This is a genomic window from Alcaligenes sp. YSL9 (assembly GCF_030515105.1).
Lineage (GTDB): Bacteria > Pseudomonadota > Gammaproteobacteria > Burkholderiales > Burkholderiaceae_B > Alcaligenes > Alcaligenes phenolicus.
This window is the reverse complement of sequence record NZ_JALXJU010000001.1, coordinates 1498246-1514083: the sequence shown is the minus strand read 5'-3', so window position 1 is coordinate 1514083 and position 15838 is coordinate 1498246. Positions and strand designations below refer to the sequence as shown.

Here is a 15838-nt window from a genome sequence, read left to right as displayed (position 1 = left end):
ATCAAGATTTTGGGGGAGTGGAGTTGTCGGAAGAGTCTTGCAGGTAGCGGCCCAGCCACAAGGATTGGGCAACGACAAACACCAGCATCAAACCCAGCAGGCCGAAGGCCTTGAAGTTGACCCATTGGGATTCGGTAAAGTGGCCCGAGAAGGCAACGTACAGATTGACCAGGCCCATGGCGACGAAAAAGCTCGCCCAGACCAGGTTTAATTTGTCCCAGACATGGCCGGGCAAGACCAGATGGGTGCCCATGAATTTTTGCATCAGATTGCGATGCATCAGGTAACGTCCGCCCAGCAGCACCAGAGCAAAGATCCAGTACAGCACCGTGGGTTTCCAGCGGATGAAGACATCATTGTGGAAAAACAGGGTGGCACCGCCAAAGACCACAATGACGGCCAGATTGATCCAGTGCGAGGTCTCGATCGCCTTGCTGGTGAGCTTCAGCCACAGTATCTGCAGGACTGAGGCGGCCATGGCCACGCCGGTGGCGACATAAATGTCGGAGAAGCGAAACGCCAGAAAGAACAGTACGAGCGGGAATAGATCAAATAAGAGCTTCTTCATGCTTCGGGTTCAAAAGTCATGGATAGAGAGTTAATGCAATATCGTAGCCCAGTGGGTGGGGGACCGTCTTCAAAGACGTGCCCCAAATGGGCATCGCAGACATTGCAAAGCACTTCGGTACGGCGCATGCCGTGACTGGTATCCAGCTCCTCGCGCACATTATCCGGGTTCAGGGGCGTGAAGTAGCTGGGCCAGCCGCAACCGGCATCAAACTTCGTGTCCGAGGCAAACAGGGGCGTGCCGCAACCGACGCAGCGGTAGATGCCGGGCGTGGTGGTGTCCCAGTAGCGGCCGGTAAAGGGGCGCTCCGTCCCTTTCTGACGGGTGACATAGAATTCTTCGGGGCTGAGCTGGGCGCGCCACTCAGCGTCTGTTTTACGTACTTTTTCCACGTGTGCTGCCTTATGAAAAACAGTTCAATGCCTACAGGAGGTGCAGTCCTACATAGTAATCGACAATTAGAGTGCGTTTGGAACAGAGGGTTCCAAAGTGCAGATCTTCCTGACCTCCAGTGGGCTCTCCAGTGAAGAAAATCGCGGCACAGGGCACTTAATTAGTGAGCTATCACTTTAGTTAGTGCACTATTTAAACTTTTAATATTTAAGGTAAACACCAATATCTGAAATTCTCGTGACTTGATACGTTTCTGGTATGTGCTGGTGATTATCTGTATTACGATTTTTTGACCGTTGAATCGGTCCACAACAATGAACAAAATTTGGGAGAAAAGGATGAACTGCATTACTACTGGTCGCCTGACGACATTGGCTGCAGCCCTGGCCTTGAGCCTGCCCGTGGCCGTGTCCGCGCAGATCAAGGTGGGTGTGACGGTGGCAGCGACAGGACCGGCGGCCTCGCTGGGCATTCCTGAGCGCAATACAGTCAGCCTGCTGCCTACTGAAGTGGCCGGCCAGAAAATCGAGTACATCGTTCTGGACGATGCAACCGATACCACCGTAGCCGTACGCAATATGCGCAAGCTGATCACCGATGACAAAGTGGACGTGGTGATCGGTACTTCCGTGACCCCCGGTTCCCTGGCCATGGTGGACGTTGCCGGCGAAACCAAGACTCCCATGATCAGTGTGGCCGCCAACGCCAAGATTGTTGATCCTGTGGAAGGCGCCCGTACCTGGGTGTTCAAGACTCCTCAGAATGACCAGTTGATGGCCGGTGCTCTGGCCGATGCCATGGTCAAGCAGAACGTCAAAACCCTGGGCTTTATCGGTTACAACGACGCCTACGGTGACGGCTGGCTGAACGTGATTACCGAAGCCGCTCAAGCCAAAGGCATCAAAGTGCTGGGCGCCGAGCGCTATGGCCGTAACGACACCAGCGTGACCGGTCAGGTTCTGAAGCTGCTGGGCACCAAGCCTGATGCCGTTCTGATCGCCGGTTCCGGTACGCCCGTTGCCTTGCCTCAGCGCGAGCTGAAAGGTCGCGGCTACGCCGGCATCATTTACCAGACACACGGTGCCGCCAACAGCGACGTGTTGCGTGTGTGTGGCAAAGACTGTAACGACATGATCTTGCCAGCCGGTCCTTTGCTGGTTGCCGAACAACTGCCTGACAGCAGCTCGGTGAAAAAGACCGCCATGGACTACAAGGAAAAATACGAAGCCAAATACGGCGCTGGCTCCATCAATACCTTTGGTGGTCACATGTGGGATGCCGGTCTGCTCGTGACCGAAGCCATTCCGGAAGCCCTGAAGTCCGGCGCCAAGCCAGGTACCCCCGAGTTCCGCGCAGCCCTGCGTGATGCTCTGGAGCAAACTAAGGAACTGGCTGCTTCCCAAGGTGTGTTCAATATGTCTGCAACAGACCACGCCGGTCTGGACAAGCGTGCCCACGTGATTGTGAAAGTGGTCGACGGTAAATGGACGTATCAGCCTGATCTGTAATATCTGACAGGCAAAAACCGGCTCAAGAGCCGGTTTTTTCCAAGGCGGGTGCTGGCTGATCCTGGCACCCGTTCCCGCTACAGGCCTGCGTTTGCCGTAAGCCCTTTGCCCTTTTTGTTGTACAGGATGTTGTCCGACATGGATACCACCATCGCTTTAATTTTGTTGCAGGATGGCATATTGAATGGCGCCATCTATGCCTTGCTCGGGCTTGCCCTGGTTCTGGTTTTCCTGGTTACCCGCGTCATCTTTATCCCGCAAGGTGAGTTCGTCACCTTTGGTGCCTTGACCCTGGCCTTTGTGGTCAATGGCCGCATGCCGGGAACCGTTATTTTGCTATTGATCGCTGGTGCGCTGGTGTTCTTGCTGGAGTTGCTCTCTGCCTTGCGCAGCCGCAGCCTGGCCGGCATGCCCCGCAAGTTTCTGGTCAATATCGTGATCCCTGTCGCGGTTTACTTTGCCGCTCCCGCCATTGTCAGCTCGGAGCTGCCATTGTGGGTGGCCGTGCTGTTCTCGCTGGCGGTAGTGATTCCTCTGGGCCCTATGGTCTACCGCCTGGTATACCAGCCTATCGCCGAAGCCAGTGTGCTGGTGCTGCTGATTACCTCGGTCGCCGTGCACTTCGCGCTGACGGGTCTGGGCCTGGTGTTCTTCGGTCCGGAAGGCTGGCGCACGCCTCCCTTCATGGAAGGTGAAGTGTCCCTGGGTGCAGTGAGCTGGTCCGCTCAAACCTTCTTTGTGATGGGCGCCTGCGTGGTCCTGATTCTGGCCTTGTGGGGCTTTTTTGGTAAGACCCTTTACGGTCGCGCCCTGCGTGCAACGGCGGTGAACCGTCGTGGTGCCCGTCTGGTGGGTATCAGTACCAATATGTCCGGATCCCTGACCTTCACTCTGGCTGCGGCCATCGGTGCCTTGTCAGGCATGCTGATTGCGCCTGTAACGACCATCTACTACGACACGGGCTTTTTGATTGGTCTTAAAGGCTTTGTGGCTGCAATCTTTGGCGGCCTGATCAGCTATCCCGTCACCCTGCTGGGCGCTTTGTTCCTGGGTGTACTGGAAGCGTTTTCCTCTTTCTGGGCCAGTGCCTACAAAGAAGTTATTGTATTTACCATGGTGATACCGGTGTTGTTGTGGCGCTCCTTCGGTAGCAAGCACGTGGATGATGAGGAGTAAATCACATGAGACACTGGCTGACGCTACTATTTATTGCGGTTCTATTGGTTTTGCCGCAGCTGGGCGCAACGCCCGAGTTCTGGATTACCCAGCTTAACTATATTGGTTTGACCAGCTTGGTCGTGCTGGGTCTGGTGTTGTTGACTGGCGTGGGTGGTCTGACTTCTTTTGGTCAGGCTGCATTTGTGGGCCTGGGTGCATACACTACGGCGTACCTGACGGCTCGCCTGGGCTGGTCGCCCTGGTTCAATCTGCTGATTGGCATGGCCATTACCATGATGGTGGCCTACATTCTGGGCGCGATCACACTGCGTTTGTCCGGACACTTCCTGCCTCTGTGTACCTTGGCCTGGGGCCTGGCCTTGTACTATCTGTTCGGCAATCTGGAGTTTCTGGGTCAGTACGATGGTATTTCCGGTATTGCTCCTTTGGAGTTCTTCGGTATTTCCCTGTCCTCCGGTCGGGATATTTACTACCTGATCTGGGCCTTTGCCTTGCTGGCCATGTGGGGTACGCGTAACTTGCTGAACTCCCGTCCCGGACGTGCTATTCGCGCTCTGAAGCATGGCAGCGGCATGGCCGAGTCCTTTGGTGTGAACATGGCCAATTACAAGGTCATCGTGTTCGTTTACGCCGCTTTGCTGGCTTGTGTGTCCGGTTGGCTCTACGCGCACTACCAGCGCGCTGTCTCGCCCAGCCCCTTCGGTTTGAACTACGGTATTGAATATCTGTTCATGGCCGTGTTGGGCGGAGCTGGCAGTGTCTGGGGTGCCGTTCTGGGTTCAGCCCTGGTGCTGAGCCTGAAAGACCAGTTGCAGAACTGGTTGCCCAAACTGCTCAATACCGACATCAACTTCGAGCTGATCGTTTTCGGCATCTTGATGGTTCTGATCTTGCAGTACGCGCGCGACGGTTTGTGGCCCATTCTGCAAAAGGCTTGGGAACAGGTTTTCGGTGCACAGAAGCGTCATCAGGCTGCTCCTCCACAAGCCGAGGCTTTGCCGCAGCGTGAGCGTCCGCAGGCCGGTTCGCTGGTTCTGGAAGTGAACAAGATCCGCAAGGAGTTCGGTGGCCTGGTCGCTGTGAATGACATCAGCTTCACCTTGAATGCAGGTCAGATCATGGGCCTGATCGGTCCTAACGGTGCGGGCAAGAGCACGACCTTTAATCTGATTACCGGCGTGCTGTCGGCCACCAGTGGTCAGGTCAGCTTTCTGGGGCAGCGGATTGATGGCAAACCTGCACGCGAGATTTCTCGTCTGGGCGTGGGCCGTACCTTCCAGCACGTGCAGTTGCTGCCAACGATGACTGTGTTGGAGAACGTGGCACTGGGCGCTCACTTGCGTCGGAATGTCGGTGTAGTGTCCGCTGTCCTGCATACCGAGCGTCGCAGCGAAGCCGAGCTGTTGCACGAAGCGGCTGTTCAGCTGCAGCGTGTGGGTCTGGGTGACTATCTGTACGAAGAGGCGGGCAATCTGGCCCTGGGCCAACAGCGTATTCTGGAAATTGCCCGTGCTCTGGCTTCTGATCCGCTGCTTTTGCTGCTGGACGAACCGGCTGCCGGCTTGCGCTACAAGGAAAAGCAGGAACTGGCCAAAGTGCTGGATCAGCTGCGTAGCGAAGGCATGAGCATTCTGCTGGTGGAGCATGACATGGACTTTGTCATGAATTTGACGGACAAGCTGGTGGTCATGGACTTTGGCACCAAGCTGGCCGAAGGTTTGCCCAAGGAAATTCAGGAAAATCCAGCCGTGCTGGAAGCCTACCTGGGTGGTATTGATGACGACCTGGATCTGGATCAGGTCAATGAGCCCGCCTCGGCAGGAGCAGCGCTATGAGTTCGGCACAATCGAAAGACATTATTTTGAAGGTAGACAATCTGGCGGCTCAGTACGGCAAAGTCAGTGCCGTGATGGGGGCCAGCCTGGACGTGCGTGCCGGCAGCATTGTGACCGTGATTGGTGCCAACGGCGCCGGTAAGTCCACTTTGCTCAATGCCATGATGGGTTCTTTGCCCAGTGTGGGCCGCAGCACAGGCTCGGTGCAGTACGAAGGGCAGGAGATCAGCCATTGGGAAGTGGAGCGTCGCGTTGCGGCCGGTATTTCCCTGGTGCCAGAGCGCCGCGAGCTGTTTGGCAGCATGACAGTAGAAGACAATCTGCTGCTGGGCGGTTTTCGCCTGTATCGTGCCCGCCATCCCGGTTGGCGCGACACCATGGACAAGGTCTACACCTTGTTTCCCCGCTTGAAAGAGCGTCGTACACAGCTGGCAGGGACTTTGTCAGGCGGGGAGCGGCAGATGCTGGCCGTAGGCCGTGCCTTGATGGCGCAACCCAAAGTGCTGATGCTGGATGAACCCAGTCTGGGCCTGGCGCCGCGTGTGGTGCGGGAGATCTTCATGATCATTGCCCGACTGCGCAGTACCGGCGTGGCCATCTTGCTGGTCGAGCAAAATGCGCGTGCCGCTTTGCAAGTGGCTGACTACGGTTATGTTCTGGAGACGGGCGATGTGGTGCTGCAAGGGCCCGCGTCTGACCTGGCTCATAATCCCCGAGTGATAGAAAGCTATCTGGGCTTGGGGCAGGGCAAACGCGAGCAGGAAGAGGCGACAGCTTAGAAGCGGTAGCCGACCCCGATGGTGGCAACCACGGGGTCCAGCTTGGCTTTGCCAATGGACTGGCCGTTCAGCTTCACGTCTGGGCGGATGCTGATGTAACGTACGTCAGCATTCAGGAACCAGTTCTTGTCCAGCTTGTAATCCACACCGACCTGGGCAGCAAAACCCCAGCTGTTTTTCAGCTTCAGGTCGGAACCCGCCAGAGCACCGCGCGACTCGGTGTCAAAGAACATGGTGTAGTTCACGCCCACGCCCACGTAGGGCTGGAAGTCGCTGTCAGGCAGGAAGTGGTATTGCAGACTCAGGGTTGGGGGCAAGTGCTTGGTCTTGCCGATACGACCCAGATTGCTGTCGATATTGTGCTGGAAGGGGAAAGCGCCCAGCAGCTCAATACCAATATTGCGGGTGGCCATGTAGGTCAGCGAGAAGCTGGGGCGAGCATTATTGCCTACGTCCAGCTTGACGGTGCCGTCAGCCACAGAGCCGTTATTGGATTTTGGGGATACCCAGGTCACGCCACCTTTGAGCAAGAAATCACCCGCTTCGTGTGTTTGGCCTTGAGGCGCGTACAAAACAGCGGCCAGTCCAACAGCAAGCAAGGACAGGTGCAGACCTGGAATCAAGTGGCGGGATTTCATAGGAGCTCCGTAGGTGTGTGTAAAGCCTACAGAGTGCATGAGGGCTGGGTCCGCGGATTTGATCCAAAGCAAGCTTCAGAGGTAGTTGGCCGCCTGACCTTGTTGTAGATCAAGTAAGCAGAATTCATGCGAGGCCAATTTGGCCGCTATGTCTGTTTTTAGCATCACCTGGTAACAGCCCGGAAATAGAAAGCCTTGGAACCCGTCCGGTTATTTCTGGGCGTTTTTCCACTTTTCGGGATGCCTGTTTATTGGGATCCTGTACCTGCCTTCCAGGCAAGGACAAGTAGGGGGAAGACGCAGGTTTGGAGCTTGGCGAATCAAGTGCTCATACATTCAGGAGTGCGTGCAGGGCTTCGTATTTATGGCTTAATTCGTTGCGGCTGAATCGCTCGATAATTTGCCCTTGTTCCAGCACATGAAACTGATCGCTGAACTCTGCCGAGAACTGCGGGCATTGTTCGGCCAGCACAATGGTGTAGCCCTCATTGCGCAGCGTGCAGATCAACTTGCTCAGTGTCTGGGCCTGCACCGGGGCCAAGCCCTCGGATACCTTGTCCAGAAGCAGCAGATTCACACCCGTGCGCAGCAAGCGCGCAATCGCCAGTATCTTTTGTTCCCCAGTAGACAGGTGGGTAGCCATATGGTGGCGACGCTGCTCTAGACTGGGCAATAGTTCATAGATTTGTACCAGCGACATTCCACCACCCAGGGCTGTTCCTATGGCAGGCGGCAGCAGGAGGTTTTCCTCGCAGCTCAAACCGGTAAAAATGCTTTGTTCGTAGGGGCTGTAGCCCACGCCCAGATCTGCCAGCTGATGCTGGTTCAGGTGAATGGCTTCGGTGCCTTGGATACGGATGGAGCCGCGGCGGCTATCCGTTAAACCCACGATGGCGCGTAGCATGGCGCTGCGGCCGGCCCGGTTGCGGCTCAAGACAGTGCAGATTTCGCCGGAAGCGACCTGCAAATTCAAACCGCGCAAGAGCGGGAACTCTCGGTGCCAGGCGTACAGATTCTCAATATCCAGGGCAGCCCGTGTCATGAGAACGCTCCTTGTCGTGAGTCGTCAATATGGGCCTGTACGTTGGCTGGTCGGCGCAGGAACCCGTTACGCGTCCTTTGCCTCTTACCGCGGTGATTCCATCGCCAGCAAACTATAGGCAGAGTCCTTCATGCGTTTCAGTATGGAAGCGCCGACGAAGCAAAACTATGCGGGTTTGTCATAGGATGGTCCGGTTTAATGCACTGTTTGGTAAACAAATGTTGTTAAACCGGGTATGTGTTACTTAAGTGTTAACGGTTTTCGGTTTGAAGTCGCACAAATCCGAGATGCCGCATTGGGGGCACTTGGGCTTGCGGGCTACACAAATGTAGCGGCCATGCAAAATCAGCCAGTGGTGAGCGTCCAGCAAAAAAGGCTTGGGTATGACTTTCTCCAGCTTCTTTTCCACTTCGACCACGTTCTTGCCGGGCGCAATGCCGGTGCGGTTCGCTACACGGAAAATATGTGTGTCTACCGCAATGGTGGGCAGGCCAAACGCGGTGTTCAAGACCACGTTGGCGGTTTTGCGACCTACACCGGGAAGCGCTTCCAGAGCGGCGCGATCACAGGGAACCTTGCCTTGATGCAAGTCCAGCAGCATCTGACAGGTCTTGATGACATTGGCGGCCTTGGTCTTGTACAGACCGATGGTCTTGATGGCCTCGCGCAAGCCTTCTTCACCCATGGCCAGAATTCCTTCCGGTGTGCCATGCTCGGGAAAGAATCGGGCTGTGGCCAGGTTCACGGAGCGATCAGTGGCCTGGGCCGACAAAATCACGGCAATCAGCAGCTGAAAGGTGTCAGCGTATTCCAGTTCGGTGGTGGGTTTGGGGTTGGCAGCCTGAAAACGACTGAAAATCTCGTAGCGCTTGGCAGCGTTCATGGTGTGGTTCCGCTTGCAGTCTTGCTGGCACGGCGGGCACGGGCGCGAGCCAGGGCAGAGGCGATGGATGCCTCGCGTTTATCAGCCTGATTGGCATCATTGGCCAGAACGGGTTTATTGGCCAGGGTACGGGCCGCCAGGTCCGAGCTTTCCTTGTGGCGATTCAGCAGGCGCTCCCGGCGCTGTTCGGTATCCAGGCGTGCTTGAGCGGCCTGTTCGGCGCTCCAGTCGTCGGTGGGCACCATGCTGATGCAGTCCACCGGACAGGGTGGTACACAAAGCTCACAGCCCGTGCAGCGATCGGCCAGCACGGTATGCATCAGCTTGTTGGCGCCAATAATGGCGTCCACCGGACAGGCCTGGATGCACAAGGTGCAACCAATACAGTGTTCTTCGATAATCACCGCCCGACTGGGGCCGGTGAATTCGCCACAGGACGGATCCAGGGGCAGGGCCTCACGACCCAGCAGCTCGGCCAGGGCTTGTACGCCTTCCTGCCCGCCTGGCGGGCAGCGGTTGATGGCCTCGCCCTCAAGCGCGATGGCTTGGGCATAGGGCAGACAGGCGTCGTAACCACAGCGGGTGCACTGGGTTTGAGGGAGCAGGGCGTCAATGCGCCGTATTAAGGTGTCGGACATGAATGCAAAAACGGGGCCAACTGGCCCCGTCAGAAACGGCCTGAGCCAAATATCAGTTGTGCTGACGGATGAAGTCCCTGATTTTAGGACAGATCAGCGTGCGCCAGCGACTTCCGGAGAAAATCCCGTAATGCCCACAGTTGGGTGCGGTGAATTGTTGCTTGAGTTCAGGGGCAATTTTTGCGCACAGCGCTTGAGCCGAATGGGTCTGGCCCTGGCCGGAAATATCGTCCAGTTCGCCCTCAATGGTGAACAAGGCTACGCCATCAATATCTTGTGGGCGCACCTGTTCGCCATGCACGTGCCATTGGCCCTTGGGCAGGCGGTGCTCCTGGAACACAATGCGGATCGTGTCCAGATAGAACTCGGCAGGCATATCCAGCACGGCATTGTATTCGTCGTAGAAACGGCGGTGTGCTTGTGCGTCGTCATCATCACCCTTGATCAGATGCTGATAAAAGTCGTAGTGCGAGCTGACGTGACGATCCGGATTCATGGCCACAAAGCCGGCATGCTGCAAAAAGCCGGGGTACACGCGACGGTGAGCACCGGGGTACTTGGTGGGCACGCGATGAATCAGATTGTTTTCAAACCAGGAATAGGACTTGGTCGTGGCCAGACGGTTCACCTCCGTAGGCGACTGACGCGTGTCGATGGGACCACCCATCATGATCATGCTGCGCGGCATCACGGCCGAGCGGCGGGTCGCCATTAGCGAGACGGCAGCCAGTACTGGCACTGTGGGCTGGCAAACCGACATGACGTGCACCTTCGAGCCCAGCGCCTGGATGAACTCCTGCACATACAGAACGTAATCGTCCAGATGGAAGGGGCCGGCCGAACGGGGCACCATGCGGGCATCAATCCAGTCGGTGACATAGACGGAGTGATCGGGCAACAGCGCACGTACGGTTTCACGCAGCAAGGTGGCGTGGTGGCCGGACAAAGGGGCTACCAGCAAAATTGTGGGGTCCTGAGCGGCTTTGGGGTGATCGCGCTCGAAGTGGATCAACTTGCAGAAGGGCTTGCTCAGGTGTTCGACCTCGCGCACGGCAACGGTCTGGCCGTCGATCCGGGTTTCGTTCAGACCCCAGGCTGGCTTTTCGTAATCCTTGCCGATACGGTGTACCAGTTCAGAGGCCGCCGCCAGTTGGCGCGACAGGGGCGTGTAGGCCAGTGGACTGTATGGGTTGGAGAACCATTGGGAGCTGGTGCCGGTAAAGGCAGCCAGCGGGGCCAGAAAGGACCGCTGAAGTTCGTGCAGATCGTAAAGCATAGTGTGCGCCTTGGTGTTGCCTAATTTGATACAGAGGAATGTATATGCTTATTCCTGTGGGAAACAATACGACGTTTACCGTTCCTCTGTACTTGGGATTTTCCCTTGCTGCAGTGCGGCAAGTTTTTTTATCAAAAGGCGAGATTGGGCGCAAGAGTGGCTGGATAGGAACGCAGCCACCGGGTCGGACTTCTATAGAGCGAGCGAAGGGCTTAGCGCTCCAGATACTGTAGTTTGTTCTCCACACCGTTCCAGTCGTCCGCATCTTCCAGCGGTTTCTTGGAGCGGTTGATGCTGGCAAAAATAGGCGTCAGTTCTGCGTTCAGTTCGATGAAGGGAACTTGATCCTGCGGCACATCTTCTTCAGCAAAAATGGCATTGGCCGGGCATTCGGGAATACAGACGGCGCAGTCAATGCACTCGTCCGGGTCAATCACCAGAAAGTTCGGGCCTTCACGAAAACAGTCGACGGGGCACACATCCACACAATCGGTGAATTTGCACTTGATACAGTTTTCGGTGACGACGTGGGTCATTTCAGTAACACTCCTGCGGTATCGCTAAGGCGGTCAGTCACGGCAAAGGGCCGTGGATGGGGTGCGCGACAACGCACAGGGCCTGAACGATAAAAATGGGATTTAAATCGAATCTTTCGATTTTAACGAATATTCAGCTTCTTGCTTATTGAGATGGCGCAATAGCTCACCTGCTAGATAGCTGTACGCAAGAACTGGCGCCCGTGCTATGGTTGCGCAATCAAAATCGGTAGGTTTGTGATGATCATTACCTCTTTACTTGATACGGACCTGTACAAGTTTTCCATGATGCAGGTTGTTTTGCATCATTTCCCGGCTGCGCACGTGGAGTATCGCTATAAGTGCCGTACTCCCAATATTAATTTGAGCCAGTACCTGGACGAGATTCGGGCGGAAATTCACGCGCTGTGCCAGTTGCGTTTTTCAGACGCCGAGCTGGATTATTTGCGTAGCCTGCGCTTTATCAAAAGCGACTTCGTCGATTTTCTGGGCTTGTTCCACCTGCCCGAGCGCTGCATTCAGGTGCAGGCCGGTGATGTGCCCGGCGAGATCGAAATTTCGGTTCAGGGGCCCTGGCTGCACACGATCCTGTTCGAGATCCCGGTGCTGGCCATTGTGAACGAGGTTTACTTTCGCAACGAATGTCCGCAGCCGCCATGGGCAGAAGGGCGCGAGCGTCTGCAGTCCAAGATGCGGCTGGTGGTGGATGATCCGGCCCTGAGCGACTTTCGTGTGGCTGACTACGGTACGCGCCGCCGCTTTTCCAAGCAGTGGCACGAAGAAGTGGTCACTACCATGATCGAGCAGATGAAGCCGCACTTTGCGGGCACCAGCAACGTCTGGTTGGCCATGAAGTATGGGGTGACGCCGCTGGGCACCATGGGTCACGAATACTTGCAGGCTTGTCAGGCTCTGGGCCCCCGTTTGCGTGACTCGCAGATTTTTGCTCTGGAAGTGTGGGCCAAAGAGTATCGCGGTGACTTGGGTATTGCCTTGTCGGATGTCTACGGCATGGATGCCTTCCTGCGCGACTTTGACATGTACTTCTGCAAGCTGTTTGACGGTGCTCGCCATGACTCGGGTGACCCATTCATTTGGGGCGAGCGCCTGCTGGCGCACTATCAGGCCAACCGTACCGATCCACGTACCAAGACCTTGGTGTTCTCTGACGGTTTGACCATACCCAAAGCCATTGAGCTGGCCCTGCGTTTTGCCGGCCGCTGCAAGGTGTCTTTCGGGATAGGCACCAACCTGACCAATGACCTGGGCCATGAGCCCTTGCAGATTGTCATGAAGATGGTGCGTTGCAATGGCCAGCCCGTGGCGAAAGTCTCGGATGCGCCTGAAAAGACCATGTGTGATGATCCGGCGTATCTGGCTTACTTGCGGCAGGTTTTTCAGCTGCCTCCGGCTTAGAGCTTGAGGCTTCCCTTCTTGAGGTCCTTGCTGCTTGAGGCAAATGCTGCTTGGGTAGGGGAGCTAAGAGCATCGTAGTCAGTGATGCTCGTGATTTCAGACGGGCGGCATCGTTTTAAAGCGATAAAGCTATAGCACTAAAAGTTTGAATCAAAGCCCTTTGCACACGCAAAGGGCTTTTTCATAGACACAGCAGTGCCGCCAGATGCCCACCGGCTTCCCGAGCCTGGGCAATTTGCTCTTCGCTCAAGGTCTTGGGAGCCAGAATGGCTTCTGGCGTCTGGGCGTGAAAATTGAAGATACGGATGGGGGCGGCCAGCTCCAGCCGCCAGCCCGTACAAATCCGCTCCAGTTGCCGTTGCGCACCTTGTCCATCGCTACCCGCACTGATCAGGGCGGAATAAGGACGCCCGTTGAGTTGATCCAGCACCTCGTAATAGTTCCGGTCCAGACATTCTTTCATGGCACCGCTCAGACTGCCCAGATTCTCGGGCGCGCAGAACAAATAGGCGTGGGAATCGCGCAAATCCTGTGCTTGCACCTGATCACAATGCAAGCGTTTGATACAGACCTGCTCTGTCTCGCCCAGTTCTTTGAGGACCTGCAGCGCGCCTTCCTCAGCCTGTTCGGCCAGTTGACGGGCGGCGCCGGTACGGGAGTGCCAAATCAACAGAAGCTGGCGGCATGTGTTCAGACTCATAAGCTCTTACTCGCGGTGATAGACTAGCGTCTACAGTATAGAGAGCCACTTCAGCGCTGAGTGGCCACATCGACGTAATCCACATGAATCACACCGCTTCTCCCCCTATGGCCGAGTCGGCCTTCAATCCTCAATGGTTCGCGCAAGCCAGCCACGGACTGGATGAAGCAGGGCGTACGCTATTGCAGGCGGCTGCCGACTGGGCGGGGCCTATTTTGCTGGATCTGGCCGGAAGTACCGGCGAACCCTTGGACAGCCATTGCGCTCAGGTAGCGCTTATTTTGGCTGGCTTGGGTGTGGACGCTCAAACCCGTGCCAGCGCCTTGCTGGCCGTCACTCCTGCTCCTGGGCCGGAGGTCAAGCAGGACCCGGTTCAGAAAGCCTTTGGTGCCGAAGTCATGACGTTGGTACGTGGCTCGCGCGCCTTGTACCGTCTGGGTTCGCTGACAGGCCAGGCCAAGGAGCAGACAGGCGGGGGCGATCAAAAGGAAATGAAGCGCAAGATGCTGCTGGCAATGGCCGCTGACTTGCGCATTGTGATGATGCGTCTGGCTTCGCGCCTGCAGTCCTTGCGCTGGTATCGACAGTCCAAGACCGTCTGCCCGGTCGACTTTGCGCGTGAAACGCTGGAGCTTTATACGCCCTTGGCGAATCGTTTGGGGATTTGGCAGATCAAGTGGGAAATGGAAGATCTGGCCTTTCGCTTTCTGAATCCCGAGGTCTACAAGAATATTGCCAGTAAGCTGGAAGACAAGCGCGTAGAGCGCGAAACCCTGATCAGTCAGGTGCGCGACCAACTGCTGGCAGCCTTGAAACGCGAGCATATCGTGGCTGAGGTTTCAGGCCGGCCCAAGCATATCTTCAGTATCTGGAACAAGATGCGCAACAAGCATCTGGATTTCGATCAGTTGTTTGATCTGCGCGCCTTGCGTGTCATTGTTGATGACGAGCGCAGCTGCTACCACACCCTGGCGGTAGTGCATTCGCTGTGGACGCCGGTGCCCGAGGAGTTTGACGATTACATCTCCCGGCCCAAGCCCAATGGCTACCGTTCCCTGCATACCGTTATTGCGGATGCACAGGGGCGCTGCTATGAAATTCAGATCCGCACGCGCGACATGCACCAGTTCGCGGAATACGGGATGGCTGCCCATTGGCGCTACAAGGAGGCTGGAGCCCAAGGCGGACAGCAGGTGGCCGATGGTGAGGACGATAGAAAGATAGCCTGGATGCGTCAATTGCTGGCCTGGGACAGGGAGGCGTCCACCTCGAACGCTACCGAGCCTGGCCTGCAAGCAGACAGCAGTAAAGATTCGGCTTCCGAAAAGGTAGTAGAGCCCGTTGCCAGCAAGAAACCGGCTGTTGCCAGGCCTTTGAAGGCTCAGGAAGACGAACATATTTATGTGCTGACGCCGCAGGCTCGGGTTATCGAGCTGCCTGTGGGGGCGACGCCGGTGGACTTTGCCTACTACCTGCATACCGATCTGGGCCATCGTTGCCGGGGTGCGCGGGTTGATGGGCAGATGGTGCCTTTGTCCACGCGCTTGTCGACTGGTCAGACGGTAGAGATTGTGGCGGCCAAATCCGGCGGTCCATCGCGTGACTGGCTGAACGTGCAGTTGGGCTTTTTGGCCAGCCCACGCTCGCGCTCCAAGGTGCGCGCCTGGTTCAACGCGATTGAATTGCAGCAGCGCATCTCCCAAGGCCAGAGCATGGTCGAAAAAGAGTTGCAACGGCTGGGTCGTACGGCCGTGAATCTGGAGCAGATGGCGCAACAGCTGGGCTTTGCCAAGGCGGATGACCTGTATGTTGCCGTGGCCAAGGATGAGTTCAGCCTGCGCCAGGTGGATGCCTTGTTCCGTGAGGATGTGCAGGAGGAAGAACCCGTACAGCGTGTGTTTGATGCGGCCCGGGAAAGTGTTTCCAAGACCGGGAAAAGCGGCGTGCTGGTGGTGGGTGTAGATTCGCTAATGACGCAGCTGGCCCGTTGCTGCCGTCCCGCACCCCCTGATCTGATTGCTGGTTTTGTGACTCGTGGCCGGGGAGTGTCCATACACCGTGCCGACTGCAAGTCCTACCAGGAACTGGCTGATCGACAACCTGAAAGGGCTATTAGCGTCGATTGGGGCGATACGGGGGATACTCAGTATCCCGTGGATCTGGCCATTGAGGCTCAGGAGCATCCCAGCCTCTTGCGTGATCTCTCGGAAGTGTTTGCCCGCCTGCGTTTGAACGTAACGGGTATCAACACCTTGAGTCGCCGCTCGTTGACGCGCATGATATTTACTATTGAAGTGCGTGATGGCGAGCAAATTCAAAAGGCTTTAGCGGCCTTGAACGAGTTATCGGGCGTCAGCGCCCGCCGCTACTCGTCCTGAACTGCTAAAATCGGTAAACCTAAACCTCGCGGGCGTTGTGCCCGCGATTGTTCTTGTCAATCAAGAGAG

15 protein-coding genes are annotated in these 15838 nt (G+C 56.5%); 6 read left to right on the top strand and 9 right to left on the bottom strand.

Annotated elements, in window-relative coordinates; translation table 11 throughout:
• Position 1: 1 nt before the first annotated feature.
• Positions 2-568, bottom strand: a complete 567-nt coding sequence (locus M2Q46_RS07065) for a septation protein A (RefSeq protein WP_009456639.1) — start codon at positions 566-568, stop codon at positions 2-4.
• Positions 565-960 carry a peptide-methionine (R)-S-oxide reductase MsrB gene (gene msrB / locus M2Q46_RS07060; protein WP_009456637.1) on the bottom strand — a complete coding sequence of 132 codons (396 nt, stop codon included), beginning with the start codon at positions 958-960 and terminating at the stop codon, positions 565-567. The genes M2Q46_RS07065 and msrB overlap by 4 nt, the downstream gene beginning before the upstream one ends.
• Positions 961-1299: 339 nt before the next feature.
• Between msrB and M2Q46_RS07055 the strand changes: the two genes are divergently transcribed.
• The 4 genes from M2Q46_RS07055 to M2Q46_RS07040 all read left to right on the top strand — a co-directional run bounded on the left by M2Q46_RS07055 (position 1300) and on the right by M2Q46_RS07040 (position 6262).
• The gene (locus M2Q46_RS07055) at positions 1300-2469 is read left to right on the top strand and encodes an ABC transporter substrate-binding protein (protein WP_009456635.1); all 1170 of its coding nucleotides are present in this window, start codon (positions 1300-1302) and stop codon (positions 2467-2469) included.
• Between the two features lie 138 nt (positions 2470-2607).
• On the top strand, positions 2608-3645 hold the full coding sequence (locus M2Q46_RS07050) for a branched-chain amino acid ABC transporter permease (RefSeq protein ID WP_035272757.1): 1038 nt from the start codon (positions 2608-2610) through the stop codon (positions 3643-3645).
• Positions 3646-3650: 5 nt separating this feature from the next.
• Entirely contained in the window at positions 3651-5483 is a 1833-nt protein-coding gene (locus tag M2Q46_RS07045; RefSeq protein WP_021446877.1) for an ATP-binding cassette domain-containing protein, read from the top strand.
• On the top strand, positions 5480-6262 hold the full coding sequence (locus M2Q46_RS07040; protein WP_250755921.1) for an ABC transporter ATP-binding protein: 783 nt from the start codon (positions 5480-5482) through the stop codon (positions 6260-6262). The genes M2Q46_RS07045 and M2Q46_RS07040 overlap by 4 nt, the downstream gene beginning before the upstream one ends.
• Here M2Q46_RS07040 and M2Q46_RS07035 read toward each other — a convergent pair.
• From M2Q46_RS07035 to fdxA, 6 genes are all read right to left on the bottom strand, one after another.
• Positions 6259-6900, bottom strand: coding sequence for an OmpW family protein (locus M2Q46_RS07035; RefSeq protein ID WP_009456629.1), 642 nt, complete (start codon positions 6898-6900; stop codon positions 6259-6261). The two genes, M2Q46_RS07040 and M2Q46_RS07035, sit on opposite strands and share 4 nt — an antisense overlap.
• Positions 6901-7228: 328 nt before the next feature.
• Positions 7229-7942, bottom strand: a complete 714-nt coding sequence (locus M2Q46_RS07030; RefSeq protein WP_035272484.1) for an ATP-binding cassette domain-containing protein — start codon at positions 7940-7942, stop codon at positions 7229-7231.
• 244 nt (positions 7943-8186) lie between these two features.
• Positions 8187-8825: an endonuclease III gene (gene nth, locus M2Q46_RS07025; RefSeq protein WP_026483118.1), complete on the bottom strand. Its 639-nt coding sequence runs from the start codon at positions 8823-8825 to the stop codon at positions 8187-8189.
• On the bottom strand, positions 8822-9463 hold the full coding sequence (locus M2Q46_RS07020; RefSeq protein WP_302356941.1) for an RnfABCDGE type electron transport complex subunit B: 642 nt from the start codon (positions 9461-9463) through the stop codon (positions 8822-8824). Before M2Q46_RS07020 ends, nth begins: the two co-directional genes overlap by 4 nt.
• A 52-nt stretch (positions 9464-9515) precedes the next feature.
• On the bottom strand, positions 9516-10739 hold the full coding sequence (locus M2Q46_RS07015) for a polyhydroxyalkanoate depolymerase (protein WP_009456621.1): 1224 nt from the start codon (positions 10737-10739) through the stop codon (positions 9516-9518).
• Between the two features lie 212 nt (positions 10740-10951).
• Entirely contained in the window at positions 10952-11275 is a 324-nt protein-coding gene (gene fdxA, locus M2Q46_RS07010; RefSeq protein ID WP_009456619.1) for a ferredoxin FdxA, read from the bottom strand.
• Positions 11276-11515: 240 nt separating this feature from the next.
• On the opposite strand from fdxA, the gene pncB reads away from it, so the two are divergent.
• Entirely contained in the window at positions 11516-12691 is a 1176-nt protein-coding gene (pncB, locus tag M2Q46_RS07005; RefSeq protein ID WP_035272486.1) for a nicotinate phosphoribosyltransferase, read from the top strand.
• A 181-nt stretch (positions 12692-12872) separates the two neighbouring features.
• Here pncB and M2Q46_RS07000 read toward each other — a convergent pair whose 3' ends face one another.
• The gene (locus tag M2Q46_RS07000; protein WP_021446876.1) at positions 12873-13391 is read right to left on the bottom strand and encodes a flavodoxin family protein; all 519 of its coding nucleotides are present in this window, start codon (positions 13389-13391) and stop codon (positions 12873-12875) included.
• Between the two features lie 83 nt (positions 13392-13474).
• Between M2Q46_RS07000 and M2Q46_RS06995 the strand changes: the two genes are divergently transcribed.
• The gene (locus M2Q46_RS06995; protein WP_302356939.1) at positions 13475-15769 is read left to right on the top strand and encodes a bifunctional (p)ppGpp synthetase/guanosine-3',5'-bis(diphosphate) 3'-pyrophosphohydrolase; all 2295 of its coding nucleotides are present in this window, start codon (positions 13475-13477) and stop codon (positions 15767-15769) included.
• Positions 15770-15838 lie beyond the last annotated feature (69 nt).

What these genes read in the sequence shown, in the direction of transcription:
- M2Q46_RS07030 (WP_035272484.1), bottom strand. Translation starts at nt 7,942, where the DNA reads ATGACACGGGCTGCCCTGGATATTGAGAATCTGTACGCCTGGCACCGA.
- fdxA (WP_009456619.1), bottom strand. Translation starts at nt 11,275, where the DNA reads ATGACCCACGTCGTCACCGAAAACTGTATCAAGTGCAAATTCACCGAT.
- M2Q46_RS07065 (WP_009456639.1), bottom strand. Translation starts at nt 568, where the DNA reads ATGAAGAAGCTCTTATTTGATCTATTCCCGCTCGTACTGTTCTTTCTG.
- M2Q46_RS07040 (WP_250755921.1), top strand. Translation starts at nt 5,480, where the DNA reads ATGAGTTCGGCACAATCGAAAGACATTATTTTGAAGGTAGACAATCTG.
- pncB (WP_035272486.1), top strand. Translation starts at nt 11,516, where the DNA reads ATGATCATTACCTCTTTACTTGATACGGACCTGTACAAGTTTTCCATG.
- M2Q46_RS07000 (WP_021446876.1), bottom strand. Translation starts at nt 13,391, where the DNA reads ATGAGTCTGAACACATGCCGCCAGCTTCTGTTGATTTGGCACTCCCGT.
- M2Q46_RS07050 (WP_035272757.1), top strand. Translation starts at nt 2,608, where the DNA reads ATGGATACCACCATCGCTTTAATTTTGTTGCAGGATGGCATATTGAAT.
- nth (WP_026483118.1), bottom strand. Translation starts at nt 8,825, where the DNA reads ATGAACGCTGCCAAGCGCTACGAGATTTTCAGTCGTTTTCAGGCTGCC.
- M2Q46_RS07055 (WP_009456635.1), top strand. Translation starts at nt 1,300, where the DNA reads ATGAACTGCATTACTACTGGTCGCCTGACGACATTGGCTGCAGCCCTG.
- M2Q46_RS07045 (WP_021446877.1), top strand. Translation starts at nt 3,651, where the DNA reads ATGAGACACTGGCTGACGCTACTATTTATTGCGGTTCTATTGGTTTTG.
- M2Q46_RS06995 (WP_302356939.1), top strand. Translation starts at nt 13,475, where the DNA reads ATGAATCACACCGCTTCTCCCCCTATGGCCGAGTCGGCCTTCAATCCT.
- M2Q46_RS07035 (WP_009456629.1), bottom strand. Translation starts at nt 6,900, where the DNA reads ATGAAATCCCGCCACTTGATTCCAGGTCTGCACCTGTCCTTGCTTGCT.
- M2Q46_RS07015 (WP_009456621.1), bottom strand. Translation starts at nt 10,739, where the DNA reads ATGCTTTACGATCTGCACGAACTTCAGCGGTCCTTTCTGGCCCCGCTG.
- M2Q46_RS07020 (WP_302356941.1), bottom strand. Translation starts at nt 9,463, where the DNA reads ATGTCCGACACCTTAATACGGCGCATTGACGCCCTGCTCCCTCAAACC.